Annotated in this window: 19 protein-coding genes and 1 riboswitch; of the genes, 2 read left to right on the forward strand and 17 right to left on the reverse strand. The window is 46.1% G+C overall.

All coding sequences use genetic code 11. From position 1 onward, the window contains the following. Positions 1-35: 35 nt before the first annotated feature. From Q0R52_RS13905 to Q0R52_RS13960, 12 genes are all read right to left on the reverse strand, one after another. Complete coding sequence (locus Q0R52_RS13905) at positions 36-557, reverse strand: phage baseplate assembly protein V (RefSeq protein WP_252789831.1); 522 nt, start codon at positions 555-557, stop codon at positions 36-38. Beyond that, positions 554-1,678 carry a hypothetical protein gene (locus tag Q0R52_RS13910; protein ID WP_252789830.1) on the reverse strand — a complete coding sequence of 375 codons (1,125 nt, stop codon included), beginning with the start codon at positions 1,676-1,678 and terminating at the stop codon, positions 554-556. The genes Q0R52_RS13905 and Q0R52_RS13910 overlap by 4 nt, the downstream gene beginning before the upstream one ends. A gap of 5 nt (positions 1,679-1,683) precedes the next feature. After that, the gene (locus Q0R52_RS13915; protein ID WP_295795282.1) at positions 1,684-2,046 is read right to left on the reverse strand and encodes a hypothetical protein; all 363 of its coding nucleotides are present in this window, start codon (positions 2,044-2,046) and stop codon (positions 1,684-1,686) included. An 86-nt stretch (positions 2,047-2,132) separates the two neighbouring features. Next, a complete protein-coding gene (locus Q0R52_RS13920; protein ID WP_295795283.1) occupies positions 2,133-2,807 on the reverse strand; it encodes a hypothetical protein in 675 nt (224 codons plus the stop codon). Between the two features lie 48 nt (positions 2,808-2,855). Beyond that, positions 2,856-3,125 carry a hypothetical protein gene (locus Q0R52_RS13925; RefSeq protein ID WP_295795284.1) on the reverse strand — a complete coding sequence of 90 codons (270 nt, stop codon included), beginning with the start codon at positions 3,123-3,125 and terminating at the stop codon, positions 2,856-2,858. After that, positions 3,122-5,122 carry an AAA family ATPase gene (locus Q0R52_RS13930; protein WP_295795285.1) on the reverse strand — a complete coding sequence of 667 codons (2,001 nt, stop codon included), beginning with the start codon at positions 5,120-5,122 and terminating at the stop codon, positions 3,122-3,124. The genes Q0R52_RS13925 and Q0R52_RS13930 overlap by 4 nt, the downstream gene beginning before the upstream one ends. Before the next feature lie 22 nt (positions 5,123-5,144). Then, positions 5,145-6,482: a DUF4255 domain-containing protein gene (locus tag Q0R52_RS13935; RefSeq protein WP_295795286.1), complete on the reverse strand. Its 1,338-nt coding sequence runs from the start codon at positions 6,480-6,482 to the stop codon at positions 5,145-5,147. Further along, the gene (locus tag Q0R52_RS13940; protein ID WP_295795287.1) at positions 6,479-7,363 is read right to left on the reverse strand and encodes a hypothetical protein; all 885 of its coding nucleotides are present in this window, start codon (positions 7,361-7,363) and stop codon (positions 6,479-6,481) included. Before Q0R52_RS13940 ends, Q0R52_RS13935 begins: the two co-directional genes overlap by 4 nt. 35 nt (positions 7,364-7,398) lie before the next feature. Next, a complete protein-coding gene (locus Q0R52_RS13945) occupies positions 7,399-8,136 on the reverse strand; it encodes a hypothetical protein (RefSeq protein ID WP_295795289.1) in 738 nt (245 codons plus the stop codon). A 16-nt stretch (positions 8,137-8,152) separates the two neighbouring features. Next, complete coding sequence (locus Q0R52_RS13950; RefSeq protein WP_252789822.1) at positions 8,153-8,680, reverse strand: phage tail protein; 528 nt, start codon at positions 8,678-8,680, stop codon at positions 8,153-8,155. A gap of 17 nt (positions 8,681-8,697) precedes the next feature. Further along, complete coding sequence (locus Q0R52_RS13955) at positions 8,698-10,308, reverse strand: phage tail sheath C-terminal domain-containing protein (RefSeq protein WP_295795290.1); 1,611 nt, start codon at positions 10,306-10,308, stop codon at positions 8,698-8,700. A gap of 807 nt (positions 10,309-11,115) precedes the next feature. Next, positions 11,116-12,453 carry a BamA/TamA family outer membrane protein gene (locus Q0R52_RS13960; RefSeq protein ID WP_295795291.1) on the reverse strand — a complete coding sequence of 446 codons (1,338 nt, stop codon included), beginning with the start codon at positions 12,451-12,453 and terminating at the stop codon, positions 11,116-11,118. 219 nt (positions 12,454-12,672) lie between these two features. Here Q0R52_RS13960 and Q0R52_RS13965 point away from each other — a divergent pair, with 219 nt between their 5' ends. Then, positions 12,673-13,140, forward strand: coding sequence for a DinB family protein (locus Q0R52_RS13965; RefSeq protein ID WP_295795292.1), 468 nt, complete (start codon positions 12,673-12,675; stop codon positions 13,138-13,140). A 117-nt stretch (positions 13,141-13,257) separates the two neighbouring features. After that, positions 13,258-14,598, forward strand: coding sequence for a Xaa-Pro peptidase family protein (locus tag Q0R52_RS13970; RefSeq protein WP_295795294.1), 1,341 nt, complete (start codon positions 13,258-13,260; stop codon positions 14,596-14,598). A gap of 169 nt (positions 14,599-14,767) precedes the next feature. Here the strand turns inward: Q0R52_RS13970 and Q0R52_RS13975 are convergent, their stop codons facing one another. From Q0R52_RS13975 to Q0R52_RS13995, 5 genes are all read right to left on the reverse strand, one after another. Beyond that, positions 14,768-15,154, reverse strand: a complete 387-nt coding sequence (locus tag Q0R52_RS13975) for an acyl-CoA thioesterase (protein ID WP_295795295.1) — start codon at positions 15,152-15,154, stop codon at positions 14,768-14,770. Continuing rightward, positions 15,151-15,393, reverse strand: a complete 243-nt coding sequence (locus Q0R52_RS13980; protein ID WP_295795298.1) for a cysteine-rich CWC family protein — start codon at positions 15,391-15,393, stop codon at positions 15,151-15,153. Before Q0R52_RS13980 ends, Q0R52_RS13975 begins: the two co-directional genes overlap by 4 nt. A 50-nt stretch (positions 15,394-15,443) precedes the next feature. Further along, entirely contained in the window at positions 15,444-17,750 is a 2,307-nt protein-coding gene (gene metE / locus Q0R52_RS13985; protein WP_295795300.1) for a 5-methyltetrahydropteroyltriglutamate--homocysteine S-methyltransferase, read from the reverse strand. A gap of 158 nt (positions 17,751-17,908) precedes the next feature. Beyond that, positions 17,909-18,101, reverse strand: a riboswitch (cobalamin riboswitch). A 290-nt stretch (positions 18,102-18,391) separates the two neighbouring features. Continuing rightward, positions 18,392-19,480, reverse strand: coding sequence for a phage tail sheath C-terminal domain-containing protein (locus Q0R52_RS13990; protein ID WP_295795302.1), 1,089 nt, complete (start codon positions 19,478-19,480; stop codon positions 18,392-18,394). A 144-nt stretch (positions 19,481-19,624) separates the two neighbouring features. Further along, on the reverse strand, positions 19,625-19,972 hold the full coding sequence (locus Q0R52_RS13995) for a hypothetical protein (RefSeq protein WP_295795304.1): 348 nt from the start codon (positions 19,970-19,972) through the stop codon (positions 19,625-19,627). Positions 19,973-20,094: the final 122 nt, after the last annotated feature.

The following is a 20,094-nucleotide window of genomic DNA, read 5'->3' on the forward strand; positions in this document are numbered from 1 at the left end:
AAGCCTATATATGTAAATGATATAAAATCAGCATTTTAAGTGATGGTCAGTGCTCCCTGGTTAACAGTTATGGTTGGCCCCGTCATAATTATGCTGGCGCCTTTTCCGTTTTGGATATAAATTCCTGTATCATTTACTATTATAGACGCCCCTGTTGTGCTCTTGAGCATAATGCCACCCGTAGGCCCCGGCAGGTCACTAATTATCAATGAATTTTGCCCGGCCGTTTGAAACACAATGTTTGGCGATATTGGCAGCCCGGCATACGCCAGCGGCGGTATACTTCCCGAGCTCCCCCACCGGCAGCCCGACCATATCGGGTAATCGGGGTCACCCTGTTCAAATTCAACCCATACGGGTGTGCCAGGTGGCGGCACCATGTATGCACCCATTGGCGGCCCGGTTGGCCCGGCAAGGGGCACACAGGGCTCGGCCCAGGTCGAGGGTATAAGGCTTAGCACGTCGGGCACTTCCAGGGTAACACGTCCCCTAAACTCGGGATCCACGTTTACCAATATTGTGCCCCTGTATTTGCCATAATATTTTTGGTCGCTCATGGTAGTACTAATGGTGTATTTGAAATCAACCCATCGCGCGATAGGGTAAAGTTTTGTTTGTATTCGCCTGGTTTAATATTGTGGGTTACGCTGTCAACATAATACATCCCGTCGTACGCCAGCCCTGCCCCCCTTACGCCAACCATCAGGCGCGACCGCAGCATGTGCTCGTACCGCAAAACATCCAACGAGCCGGTGGCGTTTATGGCTGTCGAGTTGTTCATCATAAAACCAAGTATGGTTTGGGCAGCCTTTGCAGGGCTTACTTTTGAGCCTTCTTTCGATATCTCAATTTTTGCTGGCGGCGTAGGCCGTAAACCCAATGGAGGTTTAAATGCATTTACATTTGGCACCGGGATAGGTATCGGGATTGCCCCGGTAACCGGGTCGAGTATGGTGAAGATGCGTATTTTTTTCGCCTGCCCGTCCAGCGAGAAGCTCATCGATTCGACATTAGTTGCAGAATCCATGTTGATGGTTAAAGCAGGCTGAGGTATCGGCGCATTAACGTCGGGCCCAAAGTATGCGATGCTTTGCCCGGGCAAAGGCCCCGGTTCTACAAAAAATATGTAACCGTTTTGCTGGGCCAGCTGCTTTATATAGGCCCTGTCTGTCCCCCGCTGTGTGCGCCACTTGTTGGTAGGCGAGTCAACAATGGGGATAATTGGTGGTATAACAAGCGGTATAATACCCAGGAACGCATATTTTGCCAGTATCAGGTTCAATATAGCTACTTCTGGTAACACCGGATATGGAATTACAAGGTCCACAATATCCATCGCAAGGCTAAGGTCCTCGCCGGTAATAGTTATTTTTGATTGCCCCGGGTCGTTTGACGGGGCATATTCCTGGTGAGTTATCAAACCATCCATAATAACATTGGGGATACCATTCAAAGTGACAATTATCATTACCCTGGTTATAATCGGATCAAAATAGCCGGCAGGCAGCAAGGTGGTCAGCAACAATGAGTTCTTGGCGACCGTAAACGACATTTGAAAACCGCTCCTGTCTTTGCTGCTTGTTACCTGCAAACTGCTTAACGAATCTACCAGTTCTTTGGGCGCCGGTACGGGCACCCCCGGCCCAATCATTAACGATAAGTATATTCCTTTAAGCATCCGTTTTATCTGTTGCCTTGTATACCTTGTGGTAAGGTTATACGTATTTGCTGGCCCGGTGTACTAGTTAATTCATCAGGATCCATCACGTTGTTGGCGTCGCAAAGCTGCCAGAATAAGGTTGGGTCGTTAATATATTGACTGGTGATATTGTCCAGTCGCTCGTCCTTAACTACCGTATGGTATTGCAGCAAATAAAAGCTTGATGCAGGCGGGATAAACCGTCGGCGCAGATAGTTAACCGTTCTGCCATCTGCGGTTTCTATCGTTGCGGCGTCAATCGGGTAGTAACGGCTGCTTGGGGTAAAATAGCTTATTTTTTGCCCGGTTTGCTGTAAAATTGCCTGTAGTGGGTTTTGGTTTACCATGGGTTGATGATTGGTAATTATTTAAAAATCCTGGTTAGATTGAACAGGTTTTATCTTGACTCCTGGTTCTTGCCTCTTGGTTCTAATTATGGTATCGATTTTATACCAAGTTGACTTAAGTTACCACCTGCGAACATACCGGCCAGCGCTTCTTTATTTTGCTGATAGCTCATGTAAAGACTGCTGCCTTTGTGGTTGTAGTCAAGATCGTCGATATTTAATACCCGCATGCCCAGGCTAACTTTGGCCCGGATGGGGTTAAGATTTACATCGAAGGCTTCCTCGGTAACGCTGAAATCGGTAATTCGTACAGGCAAAATCCTGTTTTTGTTCCAGATAAACAGTGTGAGCGCTGTTTCCATCGGGGCTATTTCGAGGGTACCGATGTTGCTAAGCGTATTATTGCTTATAATTTGCGAACTGGAAGGATAAATCATTGTCTCTAAAGCGGCGAGCTGCGATAGGATGCCCGATTTTATAACAGTGTCGCTGGCATTTTTTACCATTTCAAGCTGGTCGGTTGCATCAATTTCGGCATCAATCTTTATGGTTTCAACCGGCGGCCCCATCAGGCGCAACGCTTCCGAACGGTGACTGTTGCCGCCGCCGACTCCCTGCACCTGCAACGTGCGTGAGATACTGTCGGGGTTATATTGCAGCGTGATTATCCTGATGATACTCGAAGTACCGGGGTCAATCAGCGCTATGCCGCCTTTCAAAATGTTGGGCGAACCCGGAAATGTGCCTATGTTGCTGTTCATATAACGTTTACCTCTTTATCTTGATTCCTGGCTCTTGGTTCTAAACCCTTATCCCACTTGCGTGCGTTGCAATCCTTTAAATACCGAGCCTGCTATTTGGTTGCCGACAGCGTTTGGCCTTGCATTTTCTGCAACATTAAACTGGCCTACTGAAAGTTCCCCAAATTCGGCTTCAGCAGATAAAGAAGATGGCAAGCCATGCATCTGCAATAAGCGCGTTAGTTCTGCCTGTACTGCCTGGCCGATGCGAAACGTATCGCCGGGGGCAATTCCATGCAGTATCAGTTCTTCAATATGCAGTTCGATATCACTATTCATCGTATAGCGCCTATTTCGTTATTATTTAATGGCTTCTCCAGCTTGGTATACTCACTGTGCGCAGCCCGCGATATGTGCGACATATGCACAGACCGGCCCTCGTGAGCCGCAATAAATGCTGCATTCATGGCTATGTTGCGGATATTGCCACCAGGGATATTGAGCCTTGATAACCGGCCGATATCCAGATCCCGGGTTGGCGTGCCTGCCGGGAAAACCCTTTTCCATATTTCGGCCCGCTGGACAGCATCCGGAAACGGAAATTGTACCACAAACCTGATCCTCCGCAAAAATGCCTTATCCATTGATGACCGCATATTGGTAGTTAGTATAGCTAATCCCCTGTATGCCTCCATCCGCTGTAACAGGTAGCTCACTTCAATATTGCCGTAGCGGTCGTGACTGTCTTTTACTTCGCTGCGTTTGCCGAATAAAGCGTCGGCTTCATCGAACAGCAATACTGCACCACCGGCTTCAGCCGCGTCAAATATCCTTTTAAGATTTTTTTCGGTTTCGCCGATGTATTTATTTACTACCTGGCTCAAATCAATCCTAAATAAGTCAAGGTTCAGAGCATTTGCCAATACTTCAGACGCGAGGGTTTTGCCCGTGCCGCTTTCCCCTGTAAAAAGCACGCTGATACCCAGGCCGCGCGGGCCCTTTGTTGCAAAGCCCCATTCGTCGTAAACTTTATTCCGGTTGCTTACCTGCGCAGCAACTTCTCTCAAAATGTCTTTCTGGTCGGCTGGCAATACAATGTCGTCCCAACCGGCTGATGATTCAATGCGCTGTGCAAGTTCGTCTACCTGTGGGCGGGTGTGTTTACAGCAGGTTTTCCATAGTTTGTCAGTAAAATCTTCGTCGGCTTGCTCGCCTGTAAACAACCTCGCTTCTGCGCCGGCAAGGTTTATAGTTTTTGTACTCAGATCAAATTGTGACGTAAGTTTTTCCAGTTGCAGGTCAGGCTGCTCAACCTGTTTGCCAAGGTTAAATTTCCAAAGCATCAGCTGTTCGGCCGGGATTGGTTTGTTAACATCCGACACCATTACCGGACGCATCAATTTTGGTGCCCATTGTGATGTGTTTATAAACAACATCCCGCTAACGTTTTCAATCAGCCAGCTTATCGCGGTAGCACGTTCTTTATCAAAAGCGTCCATCGACGAAAGATCAACCATTAACGCAGCCGATGCCAGGGCGGCGTGCCTGTTCCAAAGCCTAACCCATTCGGCAATTTCCTGCGATTGGTGCGGGATAGAATGAGCAGAGATACTGTATAAATCAAGCCCTAAAACATCGCAAACATGGGAGGCGATGGCTGCTTTATCAGTAATATTTTCGCCGCCCAACTGCATAACGGGCAACCGCGAAAATTCTGCCCGGTTGGAGCAAGCTTCAATAATATTACCGGCCAGCACCAGGTGCGATGGCACCAATTCTGTTTTATCGGTAAGGGGTTCAACTATCCGGCGCAGACGCTCATCAAGCTGCAATACACCGGTTAGGTAAAACAATATATTTTCATCAAGCTTTAGGTGATTGTTGGTCAGCATCTGCCCGTTGTTGTAGTCAATCAATTCAATTATCCGCCAGTAGCGCAACGGCGAATTCGGGGCCAGGGCGCTCCAATGTGCGTCAGGAAATACTGAAAGTGCCATACCAAACGACGGTAGCATGGTTGATGCCGAGCCCTGCAACCGGTTAACCAGTTTGCCAAAGCCGCCATCAAGCTCAACCCCCGCGCAGGTTAATATTATTTTTTTCTCGAATGATGAAAGGTTCATCGTGTCGGCAAGCACGTCGAGTGTTGCGGGCGCTGGCAGATTTTCGCGGGCTGCCGCTAGTTCCTGTTCAACATTTATTATAGTGGATCCCGGCGTTTTCCGCGCATCTCCATCCGACAGCGAGTACTCCAACTCCTGCTGTACCATTTTTAATGATGCCATCAGGTAGCGTTGGTTTGCTTCGTTCCAGTTTGTCAATTTGTCGATAGCCATAGTCTGCCTTGCGGCATGGTGTTTATACTAAAGTGATAAGCGGGGTATTGTATTTACCATTTGCGTCGGTATGCAATGGGCTTTCGGCGCCATCAATTTGAATGCGCGCCAGATATTTACCCGGCACTACCCCGCTAATGTGCACTAATATATTGGCAGTCGGTACCGGGGGGCTTGACGGTTCTATCAGCTGCGCTTTAAAACTATACGACAGAGCCGTTGCGCTGCCGGTACCCCCCGGAAAATATTGATTCAATATTAAAAATATAGTTTGTTCAGGGTCGGCAATGGGGCTGACTTTTAATTTAAGGTCGGCTGATAACCTGCCGCCACTATGAACGATGCCCGATATGCTAATTAATGCTGTTATTACCGGGCAAAGTGCAAATGTCGCCGGAGCTGAAGTAATACCTTTGTGCTGTGCCGGTGGCGAGCCCATTAATGCGGGATGGCTTACTGTTATTTCGTGAATACCTGCTGGTAAATTGGCGGGCAAAACGAATGATATCCTGGTATCGGTTACGTCAGTTTTATTCGGAATAATTACCAGGTCGTCGATGTTAATATGTACAACATCTGCATCAAGTTGTTCACCATCGATAATCAAGGTATAGCCTTTCAATATCTTCTGATTCTCAACAACCGGCTGACCAGGTGCCGATTGGGACTGAATGTCATTTATAACGGGGGTTTTAAATGGCTGAACATACAGGTTGCGTTGCTTAACAGGCAAGGCTGTTTTGGTTGATTTTTCGCTCTCTATCAGTACAACTGTTACCCGGTAAGCCGTAGTAGGCCGGTAATTTGTCTGAAACGCAGTCCACAGTTTTGAAATCTCTTCGGTGTTTAATACCTCGGGCACTATTTTAATCATTTCCAGCTGGTCGGCAAGGCCCGAGGTGGATAGCGACCGCAAATTTGGCGGCAGCGTGCCCCCTGTAAAACCGCCGACCGGCGATGTAAGCGATTTACGTATGGCCTCGCGTGGCAGCACCGGGTTTTCGAACAGTAATTGCATGGCATAACCCAACAATATTTCCTGGTGAAGCTCAAACGGGCTGTATGCCGATAGCAGGTAATGCAAATCGAGCGCGAGATATGGATTGGTTATCCGGTCGCCGTTTGCGTTCATCGATGGAAAATTCTGGTTGCGCCAACCCTGGTTTTGCGATACCATGTACATAAACAGGTTCAACTGGCTTTTTTCGTCGGTGCCCGAAGTTGGCACCCTGTCGGGCGGGAAAGAAGTTACCGCCACATCGACGCCGGTGGCGCCTGATACATCACGGTCGATAATTCCATTGTTTAACAAATCCTTGAGGACTTGTGTAACCGATGCGATTGCCAGGGCTGAACTCATTGTCCGTTACGTTTATGTTGACTTAAAAAATCGTCGAGCGTAAGCATAGGTTTTTGCGGCTCGCGGCGCTGAACAGGAGCCGGGGCCTGCGGGTGCACTGCCTTAACTTCTATACGCCCGATAGTTACTTTTATAACCGGTTGTGCAGTTTGTCCAAAGGACTTTTGCCCACCATCGCGCAAATTGCCGTTGCTTATATTGGGCTGCGATACAGTATTGATACCGTTTTGCATCGAATTGTTTAAGCTTTTAAAACCGGTTGGGGATTGTACAGGATTGTTGACTTGCACGCTTGGTGCACCGTCGTCCAATCCAATACTTTCGGCGGCCGCGCTGTTTTTTCTTTTACCGGTAAACAACGTAGTTTCCCTCTTATTTTCCGGAGCGTCCGGTTTGGGCCAAACCAAGCTATTTTCGCTATTTTTTACCGGACTAGATGGAGAATTTGTGTTGAAATTATGCTGATAAGGGGCTGCCGTTTGCCGTTTACCCAACAAGTTCAACTCATTTGCAGCGGCTTTTTCGGCATGGTCAGCACGCTTGTTTCCCGGCTTAAAATCGTCTGCAATGGGGCTAACCTCAAATGCTACCGGCCTCGTAAATGCTGCTCTGGCAGCGCTAAAGGTTACCTGCGAAGTTGCTTCGGGTTCGGGATCGGGCTGCTGTTTCATGCCGCTGTCGCGCCGGGTGGTGTTAGCCACAGGGCGGTAGGTTGATGGTTCGGTGTCAGCATCAGGCCCTTTATTTTCATCGGTATTAACGCGCTCCGAAAAAGTATCAATAGCATTTGCCGGTGCCGGGTTAACATCCTCATGAAAAGAGTTTTGCTCTGCCTCAAACCGGCCACGTAAACGGGGAACAATATTTGTTTCCGTATGCATGTGCCTGTTTATTAAATTACTTGCAAAACCTTTCATTAGCTTATCATTTCAATATAAAGCTGCCTGCGCCGCGGGCTCATTTTCAATATATCCTGCTCCGACCAATGGAACGATCTGGCCAGCAAATAAACCTCCTGCATAACATGCTTTGCCCAATTGTCAATTTCGGTCCACAGGTATCCCGCGATATCAAAATTTGCCGCCCACTCATGCGTGCAGGCGGGGCAGGTTAAAGCCATTTGAATATCTGCTTGAGGGTCCAGTTTCTCCATCTGTTGTTCCAGCGCGTCCCAGGCGCTTTCTGGCAACTCGTCCACAGCGATTTCTTCAACTCCTTTATTCGCTCCTGTAATGCATTCGGCAAGCAGTTTTTGCGGATTGACTGAATACGCTGGGTCGGAACTGGCCCTGAAAACATCATGACTGTTGGGCAGGCGGAAACTGATATGAGTGCCTTCTACAACCAACTCAAAAGTTTGCGGTGACGTTTGCCGCTGCGGAACCTGGAGCCGGATGTCTTCCAGTTCGGTTGTCCACTCAAGTAATTCGCCGCATTTTGGGCAATTGGCTTTATTCAACAATCTTGAGCCGAACATCCACTCACGTAGCTGCAGCAGCCGGGCATCGCGTTCACCGATGCTCCAGTCGGCCACCTGGTTTAGGTCGGGCACACCACAGGCTAGGCTCAACAGTTGTAGAGAGCGTTCCGTTAATGTAAGATTTAGTCCATCCTCCCAAACCCGGAGCAATTCGATGGAATTGAGGGTACGCATTATTTACTTTCTGATGTTAAGCAGCAGGATCAGTATAGCTTGGTTCACTTGGTTCGGTTACTGATGTATCTCGCTCCCAGCCTTCGTTTTCCAATTTAATGTGCTGAATAGCCACGGCATTAGCATTAGCATCTAAATCAGGCAGCGACTGGTATTCAGATACCCAGCAACGGTGCACATTATAGGCTATAGCCAGCTGGCCGGCTTCGTTATACATCTCGATCCGTACTTCCTTGCGGAAATCTTTCAGAGATACTTCCGAACCCAGCGCCGAACCATAGTTCCACACTTTATTTGCCCATTGTTCAAAATTAACATCGTGTGTTACACCGCGTTCAAGCGTAATTGCATCGTATTCGGTGCGTCCCGGCGATTTGCGGCTGCTGCTCGGGTCGCCGCCTTCGCGGTGTTTAACAACCTCGGTTGTTTTTTTTAGCCCGCCAACTTTGCTTACACCTGCAACATATTGGTTATCCCACTTAATGCGGAACTTGAAATTTTTGTAAGGATCGAAGCGCTGGGCGTTTACTGTAAATTGTGCCATAATCTTTATTATTAGGTTTAAACGTCTATTTGCCCAGCAAGCTGCTGGATTTGAATGATTACAAATTCAGCCGGCTTAAGCGGAGCAAAGCCAACCAGTATATTTACCACACCGTTGTTGATGTCGTTTTGGGTAGTGGTTTCCGAGTCGCATTTAACCAGGTAGGCCTGTTTTGGCGTGGTGCCCTGGAAAGCCCCCTGCCTGAACAGGTTTTGCATAAATGCGCCTATGTTAAGCCTTATCTGAGCCCAAAGCGGCTCGTCGTTCGGCTCAAATACAACCCATTGCGTGCCGCGGTAAAGGCTCTCTTCTAAAAATAAAGCGGTGCGCCTAACAGCCACATACTTGTAATCATCGGCAAACTGGTCGGCGCCGCGTAGTGTGCGCGCTCCCCATACCACGCTGCCTGCCAGCGGGAACGTACGCAGGTTATTAATACCCAGCGGGTTCATCTGGCCGTTTTCGGCATCAGTAAGAGATACCTGTAAGCCTTGCACACCGTTTAAGGCTGCATCAATACCTGCCGGCGATTTCCATACACCGCGGGTGCTGTCAGTTCTCGACATTATACCAGCAACAATACCACTGGGCACAAATGTGTCGGTTTGGTTATTGCGCAGCGGATCGGCTTCTATCACACATGGGAAATATAAGGCTGCATTGCGGGCGTAAGTACCGCTGAGGCCCAAACTGCTTAAACCGGCTAGGGCATTTGCTGTTGCTGTTGCCGGAGAACTGCCCCAGGCAATTGGCGGGTCTACCAACAGCATAGCCCTTTTATCAACGCATAGTTTCATTGCTTTTTGATAAGTGGTTGCAGCTGTATCCCTGCCGCGCTCAGCCGGTGGTATGCATAATATATTAAACAAATCGGCCTTTATCAGGGCATACATTCCTGTCTTGTCACCTTCATCCCCCTCGTAGTCCTGGAACGTAAGTACATCGCCATCATTACCTGGCAGTGGAGTTTTTTTATCAACCGCAACCGGCCTGCCGCCTACAATCCATTTACCCAAACCGTTCTTTTCGACGTTTAAAAGTGCGGACTGCTGCTGCAATACCCTCGGCAGGTAAAGTACATCGTTAGCGTTCATACTTACACCCAGGTATTTTTCCTTAATGGTGGGTTGGCTGCCATCGCTGTTTTGCATAAAAATGGTAAGGTTAAACGGATCGTTTACTGTAGGTGATACCGGCGATGTTGGTGGCGCGGTAGGGTCCTGCGTATTGTAATCGATAGTTACCAGCAGGTTGTTTGCCCAGGCACCGGGGCTTGTTGCCACCAGTGTAAAAGGGCCGTCAACCGGGCTTGCAATACTGGTTTGCAATACAAATGAAGCAATTCCATCGTCGGTTCCTGTTTCGTTGAAAACCCTTACGATGATGGCCTGGCTGCCGCCGTTCGAGAAAAAGTCGCGCACGGCGTAGCTCATGGTGCTCGGTATCCACAATCCGCCGAAACTTCGCTCAAAGTCGCTAAAACTGTTTACGATTGTAGGCTCGTTAACGGGACCGCTGAGGGCCCTGCCGATAAAAGCCGTAATGGAAGTGGCCACACCGGTAAGGGTGCGCACCCCGCTCGGTATTTCTTCGATGTACACCCCCGGATAAGTAGTTTGAACTGGCATATCTGTTAAAATTTGATGTGTAAAAAATAATGGACCGCAGGAAGATTATTCAGGAAAATAAAAGGTGATAAAATGAGCCCCGTAATGAAAACTGCATAAAGCTTCGCCTCCTCAGTCACATATTGCCTATGTGATTACAGCACAACGGGTGTTACCGGGTGCTGAAAACTGAATAAAGCTTCGCTTCCTCAGTCACATATGGCGTATGTGATTACAGCACAACGGGTGTTAATTGCTCAACTTAGAAGATTACTTGGATGCCTGCAACAAAGTGCGATAGATGTTAAAAGTTGCAGGCGTAATGATCGTTTTCACAGGTTTCTAAGTTTAAGTATAAGTTGAAATTAAAATTAATATTTAAGAAAATGAAATTTTTATGAAAAAAATTAATATTTAGCTATAAGCATTAAATTATATAAGATAGTGTGATAACTACATTATTAACAAAGCGTTATGATATTATTACTTAATCTAAATTGTCTTTTAAGTTAAAATAGTTTATAAAAATAACTAGCAGACTATTTCTTATTAGTTAATTACACAGGAACAATTTAATAAAGTATTTTGTAGAATAGTTTAAATGTTACAGGCACGCCCCTGGCAAAGGGCGCTTATTAGGTTTGATAAAGTTAGCAGATGCTTAAATTGAAAAGAATGTGGACAACACTGAAATGCACTGCGGAAAATACGTGAAGAGAATGCGTAAAAACCGCGGGCAAAAATCTATAAATAAAGGCTTTACGGCGTTTTTTAGCCAGGCTGAGAACTAAAGTACAATTGCCGGATAATTAACGCAATTCTTCACTTTTAAAACGATTCGTTCAAATTAAGGAAGAAACCCTTGTTACCGAATTTACCGAAGGCATAATCGAGCGCCAGGTTGGTGCGGGTGGCTTTGTTAAACAGCACGCGTAAGCCGCCGCCATAACCGGGCTGAAATACCTGGAACAGTTTGGTGCCGTGCTCATCATTACCGGTCTGCATACTGCCAAATACAACACCACTGATAAATTTATTGGCCAATATAGGGAAGCGGAATTCTGCTTCGGTATCATTAAACTGGGTGCCTTTAAAATATTGCGAGGTATACCCCCTCCCGCTTCTGAAAGTACCGTCTCTGGCGGTACCGGGTAACTCAAGGTATGGTATGCTGCCGCTTAACAGGTACGAACCCCAGTTCCAGACAGCAAGGACAGTTTCGGGGCTGGAATCAGACAGGCTGAAGTATTTCCTGAAATCGGTGGTAAACTGCATCGCATTTTTTGTACTGCCTATCCATGTTTGATTGACCCTTATCCCGGCATCAAAATAAATGCCGCTGTAGGCGCGGTTCGGGTTATCGCGGGTGATGTACTCTACGTTAAAAAGAAAGCCGTTTGCTGAATAATGATCCTGCGGAAACCCATGCTCATTATTATATACGCTTGATGGCGTTGCATTATTTATTGTATCCTTAGTGGTAATTTTTCCTCTTATTTCAAATGACAAGCCAGCGCCTAAAAAAAGGTTTTTTGCAACTTCTTTATAAGCTTTTTCCCTTATATTGAGATAGTAGGAATGAATTGCATAGCCTTTATGGGCGGCATCGGCTAAAATTTTGTCGGTAGCGCTTCCGCCATCGTCGGGTCGACCTATGCCCAGGCCAAAATCCGGGCTAACAGTTTTTGCAATTACAAAATTCCCCTGGAAATTCCACTTATTGCCCGGCGTGAAGATGTTATGGTTTACGTAGAAATAAATTATCCCTTTGCTGGTAATAGAAGCTGATGTTGCCGCAACAGACAACAGCGTTTTGGGGTCGTTGCCTAATCTTCGCCCTGCTACCGCTTTGATACCCAACTGGGCGCCGATGGTTGGATTAGCTGCTATATTAGGTACAATTGTTATACCCGACCCATGGTGCAGGCTGTCTGCTTTTCTTTTAGGGTGAAGAATATTACGGGTTAAATCGCCAAAATCATATTGTTTGTTCAGGTTATCAGCACGCTTTTGCTCCTTCATAGTTTTGGCGCGTAACGAGTCGGCTTTGAGAGAATCTGTTGGGGTGATCACCTGGCTGTGGGCAAGTGTACCCAAACTTATAAATAATAATATCAGTAGCGATTTTACCAGGAAAAACCTTTTGTTGAGGGAGTTGGACTGCACAGTTCGGTATAAGTATTAATATAAAAAAATCAGATATAGCTATAATAGCTTTATGTACTTGTTAAACCAATATGCATGGTAAATGTTTTACGTACAGATTTGTCCAGGACAACCAGGTCCAGATAGCTGCAACTCCTGCAGTCTTACTGTGGATTCTCGGACCACTTTTTATGGCCTGCCATTGATGAATTGAACTATATTTTTTAGTTTAGTTTAAGTATGATAGAAACGTTAAAAAAACAATATGCGCTGGTCCAGGAGTCGCGGAGCATCCTGTTAAATTTTGTTGAAACGCAAGTTGACGCCGATATTGACACACCGGTAACCGCATACACAAACAAAACTATTCGCGGCTTAATGGAGCACACCACTTCATGCTATTTTGTTTGGCTTGCTTACTTTTGCTTACGCCAGCCTTACGGTTCTATAAAGGATAAAGGGTCTGCAACTTTCAAGGAATTGCGTCAACTTTATCAAAAAGCGGATGAAACTGTAGCCACATTTCTGCAAAACTTTGATGGTAAAATGGAGATACCCATAACAGCGCAGCATTGGGACGACGAGATATTAACGTTTACGCCACTTCGATTATTTACCCACGTTGTTACCCATGAGTTTCATCACAAAGGACAGATTGTGATGATTTGCCGCATGTTGGGTTTTGTGCCGCCTGATACCGATATATGATATGCGGTTTCCGTCAAAAAAAAGCAGAGTGAGAGGTGGTACTTGTTCTTTCCTTCTATAGTGATATATTTACTCTACCTTTATTATTATAAAAACTGTATACCAAACCTCAGCATCATGAAAGCAATTAAACTGACCTTGTTTTTGGCGTTCCTGTTAAGCGCCAGTGTCTCACCGGCCCAAAGCCTTTGGAAATACTTTACCCCAGCCGACTTTGCGGCGCGCCGGGCCAAATTAATGGAGAAAATTGGCGATGGCGTGGCCATTATACAAGGCGCTGAACCTACAGAAGCCTACATTAAATTCAGGCAGGATAATAACTTCTATTATTTAACGGGGGTTGAATTTCCCAGCTCGGTATTGATATTAAATGGCAAAACAAAAACGGCTACGCTATTGGTTCCCGAGGGGCGTTTTGCGGATATAAAGGATGAGGCGTTGATTAAGCCAGGCCCGGACGCGGCAAAAGAATACCAAATGACCAGCGTGTTGCCCAAATCCGCAATGACAAATTTACTGGCACGCCTGGCCGGTGGAAATCAAACCTTTTACCTGGTTACCTCGCCCGGCGAAACCGCTGAAATGACCCGCGACCGCGGCGAAGTTTTCATCAACACACGCTTAAGCGACCCATGGGACGGCAGAATATCAAAAGAGGCCAACTTTGCGAATAAAATTAAGGAGCGTTTTCCGCTGGTAACTATTAAAAGCCTTAGCCCAACGCTTGACACTATGCGCTGGGTGAAGGATGCCAAGGAAATTGCTGTAATAAAAGAATGCGGAAAAATAGGCGCGCACGGTTTTGACGAGGCGATGCGCGTTACACGCCCGGGTATTTACGAGTACCAGGTAGTTGCCGCCTGCGACTTTGTTTACCAAAATGAGGGTGCTATGAGTCCATCCTATTTCCCCATTGCGGCTTCGGCCGAACGTGGCTTAAGCTGGCACTACAACGCCAACAATCACACCATTAAAGCCGGCGACGTTATGATGATGGATTATGCCCCCGAGTTAAACTATTACTCAACCGATATTACGCGCACCTGGCCGGTAGAGGGTAAGTTCACCGAAAAGCAATTGGCCATGTATAACTGCATTAAGGATGCATCTGAAACGGTCATAGCAGCTATGAAGCCAGGTATAACCGTAGAGCAGATGAATGATATTGCCAAACGGGTGTACGCCAAACATGGGTTCGAAAAATATTACCCGGGCGGGATAGGCCATTACGTAGGCATGGCAGTGCACGATGTTGGGCCCTACGATAAACCATTTGTGCCGGGCGTAGTTTTCAACGTTGAACCCATAATAGAAGATAAAGACATGAAGATGCACCTGCGGATTGAGGACACCATAATCATCACCGAAACCGGGGCAATAAATGCAACTGCCGGTACCCCTACCGACCCTGAAAGCATGTATAAACTGATGAAGGAAAAAGGAATAGGCGAAAAGTAGCGAATCATAGTTTAACAAAATTTTAAATAAGAAAGGCCGTTTCAATAACCGAAACGGCCTTTCTTAATTCAATCCATTCCCAACCCAATATAACCAGTGGGGCCTTGCATAGCTCTTGAAAAAATATTTTAATGAAATTTTGGTTTTTTTCTTTTGATAAGATGCTCTTTCATTTAACAATATTTACCGGCTTTTTATTTTCATCAATAGCCACAAAAGTAAAGCTGCCGTGAATCGCCAGCTCGCGGCCTTCTGCATACATTTGTTCAATATAGATCTCTACATTCACCTTTAAGCTGGTATTGCCTACATGGCTGATCCTGCCAACCAGTTCGATAATCGTACCGGCGGGAATGGACTTTTTAAAATCAATCTTGTCGCTGCTCACGGTCACCATTACCTGGCGACTAAAGCGGGTAGCGGCTATAAAAGCCACTTCGTCCATCATATGCATGGCCGTTCCGCCAAATAAAGTGTCGTAATGATTGGTCGTGTTCGGGAAAACCGCTTTGAAAATGCGGGTTTCCGATTGCTGTATGCGTTCTTCTAAATTCATGATCGTTTAATCGGAGCCAGTATGGCCCGCATTTTTTGTCGGGTATTATTCGTGCTGATCTCGTGTTTAATGGCCTGGAGGCAATGCCGGCAAAGACAGTCGGTGTAGGTCAGCCGGATGTAATCCCACTCCGCATCGCTGAAAGCCAGCCCGCTGCATTGGCATTGCAGTATGCTGCCGACCTTGCATTCAAACGGTGAATTACACCGCGGACAGTGTTTGGGTTCGTGTTGTGCCATAATGGTTAAATAAGCCGGGCGGCAAATGCCACCCGGCAGATATTAAAAATTTAAACAGTAACAGTTTCGCGCATTGCGGTAGCAGCTGCTACCATTTCAACCAAAGCCTTTTTGGTTTCGTCCCAGCCGCGGGTTTTTAAACCGCAATCCGGGTTTACCCAAAGCTGACTTTCGGGTATCACCGCTTCTGCTTTTTTCAGCAGGTTAATCATTTCCGCCCGGTTGGGTACCCGCGGCGAGTGGATATCGTAAACCCCCGGCCCGATTTCGTTCGGATATTTAAAATCAGCGAAAACATCCAGCAGTTCCATTTGGGAGCGCGAGGTTTCAATGGTAATTACATCGGCGTCCATATCAGCTATGCTTTTTATGATGTCATTAAACTCCGAATAGCACATATGGGTATGTATCTGGGTATCATCCTGCACACCACTGGCGGAGATCCGGAAGGCTTTAACCGCCCAATCGAGGTAAGCTTGCCAGTCTGCTTTTCGTAACGGCAGTCCCTCACGAATAGCGGGCTCATCAATCTGTATAATTTTGATGCCCGCTTTTTCCAGGTCAACAACTTCATCACGTATGGCGAAAGCAATTTGCGTACAGGTTTCCGAACGGGGCTGATCGTTCCTAACGAACGACCATTGAAGGATGGTTACAGGTCCTGTCAACATGCCCTTCATCCACTTTTTGGTTAAGGATTGCGCATAGCCCGACCATTTAACTGTCATAGGTTCGGGGCGGGATACATCACCATAGATAATAGGTGGTTTAACGCACCGGCTGCCATAGCTTTGCACCCAGCCGTTTTGGGTAAAGGTAAATCCGGCCAGTTGTTCTCCGAAATACTCCACCATGTCATTACGTTCAAATTCGCCATGCACCAAAACATCCAGGCCTATCTCCTCCTGCCATTTTACCGCTTTTTCTGTTTCCTCTTCGATCAGGTTATTGTATTCTGCTTCAGACAACGTGCCTTTTTTGAATTGTGCGCGCCAGCTTCGTACTTCAGCTGTTTGCGGAAACGAGCCGATGGTAGTTGTTGCAAATAAAGACAGGCGCAGCAGTTCCTGCTGTTGTATTTTTCGCGCCGGGAAGGCCGAACGGCGGTGAGCATCTTTTTCGGTGATTGAACTTACCCGCTGTTTAACCGCCGGATTGTGTATTAGGGCCGAGCCGTTCCGGTTAGTATTGGCTAATATATTTTCAGCCAACTCACGCTGACAACTGCCGCCGGACACGGTAATATTTTTAAGCAATACCACCTCATTTATTTTTTGTTTGGCAAAAGCCAGCCATTGTTTAATACCTATTGTAAGTACCGCTTCGTTTGTTTCACTGTCGAGGTCGCAGGGTGAATGCACCAGCGAACAGGATGGCGCTATCCATACGCGGTCAGCGCCAAGTTTTTCAACTGCTTTGCCAATAATGGCCAGCGAAGCTTCAAAATCGTTCTTCCAGATATTGCGGCCGTCGACGATACCTAACGAAAGGATTGTTTTTTCCGGCAAATGCGCGATTACTTCCGCTAACTGCTGCGGCGCTCGAACTAAGTCAATGTGCAATGCGTCCACAGGCAACGAAGTGGCCAACGCGGCATTATTACCAAGGCTTTCAAAATAGGTAGCTATTTCTATTTTTAAGAAAGGGAACTCTTTGCGGATCTGTTTATAGGTGTCTTTATAGGTTTGTTGCTCTTTTTCAGACAGGTCAAGCGTCAGGAAAGGCTCATCAAACTGTATCCATTCTACGCCCAAAGTTTTTAACCTGGTAATAATCTCTAAATAAACCGGCAACAAGTTTTTAATCAGGTCCAGCTTTTGAAAACCGGCTTCTTTTTCTTTGCCCAGTAGCAGGTACGTCACCGGGCCGATCAATACTGGTTTTGTAATTATGCCCAATTGTTTGGCATCATAAAACTCATCGATAATTTTAGTCGAAAACAGTTTGAATTGCTGATCCTTATAAAACTCGGGCACAATGTAATGGTAGTTGGTATCAAACCACTTGGTCATTTCCATTGCTACGATATCCAGCCCATCTTTCTGATAGCCACGGGCCATCGCGAAGTAGAGGTCAAGTTCGTCATTCCCTTTTTGTTGGATCACTTCGTGGTAACGTTTCGGGATGGTGCCAAACATAAATGAGTGGTCTAATACCTGGTCGTAAAAAGAGAAATCATTTGAAGGGATTAGGTCGATACCGGCTTCTTTTTGTAATTGCCAGTTTTCATGACGAATGTTTTTACCTACGGTCTGCACATTTCTCAGCCCGGTTTTGCCTGCCCAGTAATTCTCGCAGACTTTTTTTAATTCACGTTGGCTACCAATACGCGGGTAGCCTAGATTTTGCGTTAGCATTTCTTTTAATGATTAAATGAATAATTCAGTTAAAAGCTCCTGGCTAAACTTCGCAATGCAAGGGATAATAAAAAAGGGAGGATTGCGTGCAGGCGATTACTATAGAGAATTAATAGCATCGTAACACACCAAACCAGACCCTGCTTCATACCGCGAAAGCATTGTCAATTCAGTATGGCAGGTCTCCTGACTTGTAACATTTTTGCCGCCCTTCCCATCCGTTGGTTAACAGAAAGTGGACATCATTGGCAAAAACTTTTTGTGTTACTTACAGTTGCGCGACAGTCCGTGATTTGCACACGATTCCCTATTAATCTACACTTAAGTAAAACCTATACCGGTTGATGAAGGAAAGTAAAGAACTTGTTTCGGGACAAATGTAAGTAAATAAGAGAAAAATATACTATTGCAGTAACTCCCGTTAAAAATGGGAATGATGGAATAATAAAAGAAAATCAATCGCCCTCCTGCCAGGTGGGCAGGTTGACGGCAACGACGTAACCGTTGCCGATATGGGAGGCAACGAAATTACACGGGGTTAATTGTTAAAAGATTTCGCCGTGAACGACAGCCTCCAATATTTCTATTGGCTTTTCCACCAACAATAAATGCCTGACATTTTTCAACTCAGAAACTTCGGACTAACTTGAAGCAGCCATCTGCTGCTGAAACGTAATTACTATAAACTCAGCCGGGTGAATAACCGCGACTTTTACAACAACGTTCATAAATCCGTTTAAAATATCATCACCGGTCATAGTTGTTCCCAAACCGCACGCAACTGAGAATGCTTCGCTTGCACTGGCTCCCATCAGCCCTCCTTCTTTCCATACGGTCGTTAAAAAGCTGCCAATCATTGATGTCACGGCCTCCCAGGTATTTTTATCATTGGGCTGATATATATATGCCTGTGCTGCAAGTTTGCAGGACTGCTCAATAAAAATCAATGTTCTTCGTACAGGCAGGTATCTCCAGTCCTGGTCGTTGCCATCGAGCGTGCGGGCGCCCCAAACCAAAATGCCGAGGCCGTTAAAAAATCTTATGGAGTTAATTGATTTCCCTGAAACTGCGTCCACATTTAAGTTTGCTTGTTGGGTGTCTGTCAAATTAATTGGCAGCGAGGCCGCGCCAACGATCGATGTATTTGCCGGGGCCTGCCACGGGCCAACCTCGTTATCCGTTGTAGTTATAACCCCGGCCATCGCCGCGCTTGCCGGCAATAAATTGGTATCCGCCAGTATATAAGTAATAACCTGGCTGTAGGTGCGGCTGGCATTAAGCAGTGCACTATTATTTTGTGCAACTGTTAAAGGTGGATTACCGGGGTTTTGAATATTGTTTAAAATGGCGTTTATATTAGGATCGGGATTTGTGGGCGGATTGATTATTGGAGCCAACTGTGATACATCACCGCCAAAAAGGTTAGTATAATCAATATCCGGTGATTGCATAACGGTGATACCAATAAAGGGATAGTAGGCCGTGCCATAGTCGAGGCCAACAACACCGGTACCATTCCTGAAGGTTTCAATATCAGTTGTATATTGGATAGGGTCGGGCGCCTTGCCTCCTATAATGTCAAAAATACTGACGGCGGTTCCCATGTTCGAACATTGCTGCAGCATGGCCTCCATCAGGGTTGAATTATCTGCAACAGAAAGTAAAGTAGCCTCGGGGCAAATGTACATGGTTGGTTCCTGCTCATTCAGCAGTAAATAAAGGCCGGCCATCAAGTCGTTTAATTGGACGTTTGGATTTATTATTTGCTCTCCCGGGGTAATGGGTTTTCCGGATGGCGGTCCGTAACTCCCTACTGAAACGATGTAGGCATCGCCTCCCCCATTTTCATAAAAAAGCCGGATGCTGTTATATAGCTAATATATGGTATTAGGGTCGGGTACTATTGAGTAATAATCACCATTTATAACCATATAATTTTTGTATGTCGGCTGGCTTTTTTGTTGCATTAAATAATACTGGGGACTATATTGTTTGGCCGGCGCGGCAGGTACAGGTGAGTCGGGAAAACAATAAAACGCCTGGAAGTCGGCAAATGAAGTAATTTTTTGAGCCACATTGGTGTACGACTTTCCTTCGTAAGATGCCAGCGGGGTGTAACCTATAAATGCAGGAACAGCCGTTGGAATTCCAACTACAGAATTTGGGAAAGCATTTATTTCGTTAATGTATACGCCGGGAGATTTGATATTAGATAAATTCATAGCTTCCTGTTTTTGTATAGGAGGTGTAATGATATAGGTTTATTAGCTTTGAAATATACGACAAATAATTATTCGCCATTATAATTGTATGAAATTTGTTGATTAAATCAGATGATTAAATA

The sequence above is a fragment of the Mucilaginibacter sp. genome, from assembly GCF_025359345.1.
In the GTDB taxonomy this organism is placed as follows: domain Bacteria; phylum Bacteroidota; class Bacteroidia; order Sphingobacteriales; family Sphingobacteriaceae; genus Mucilaginibacter.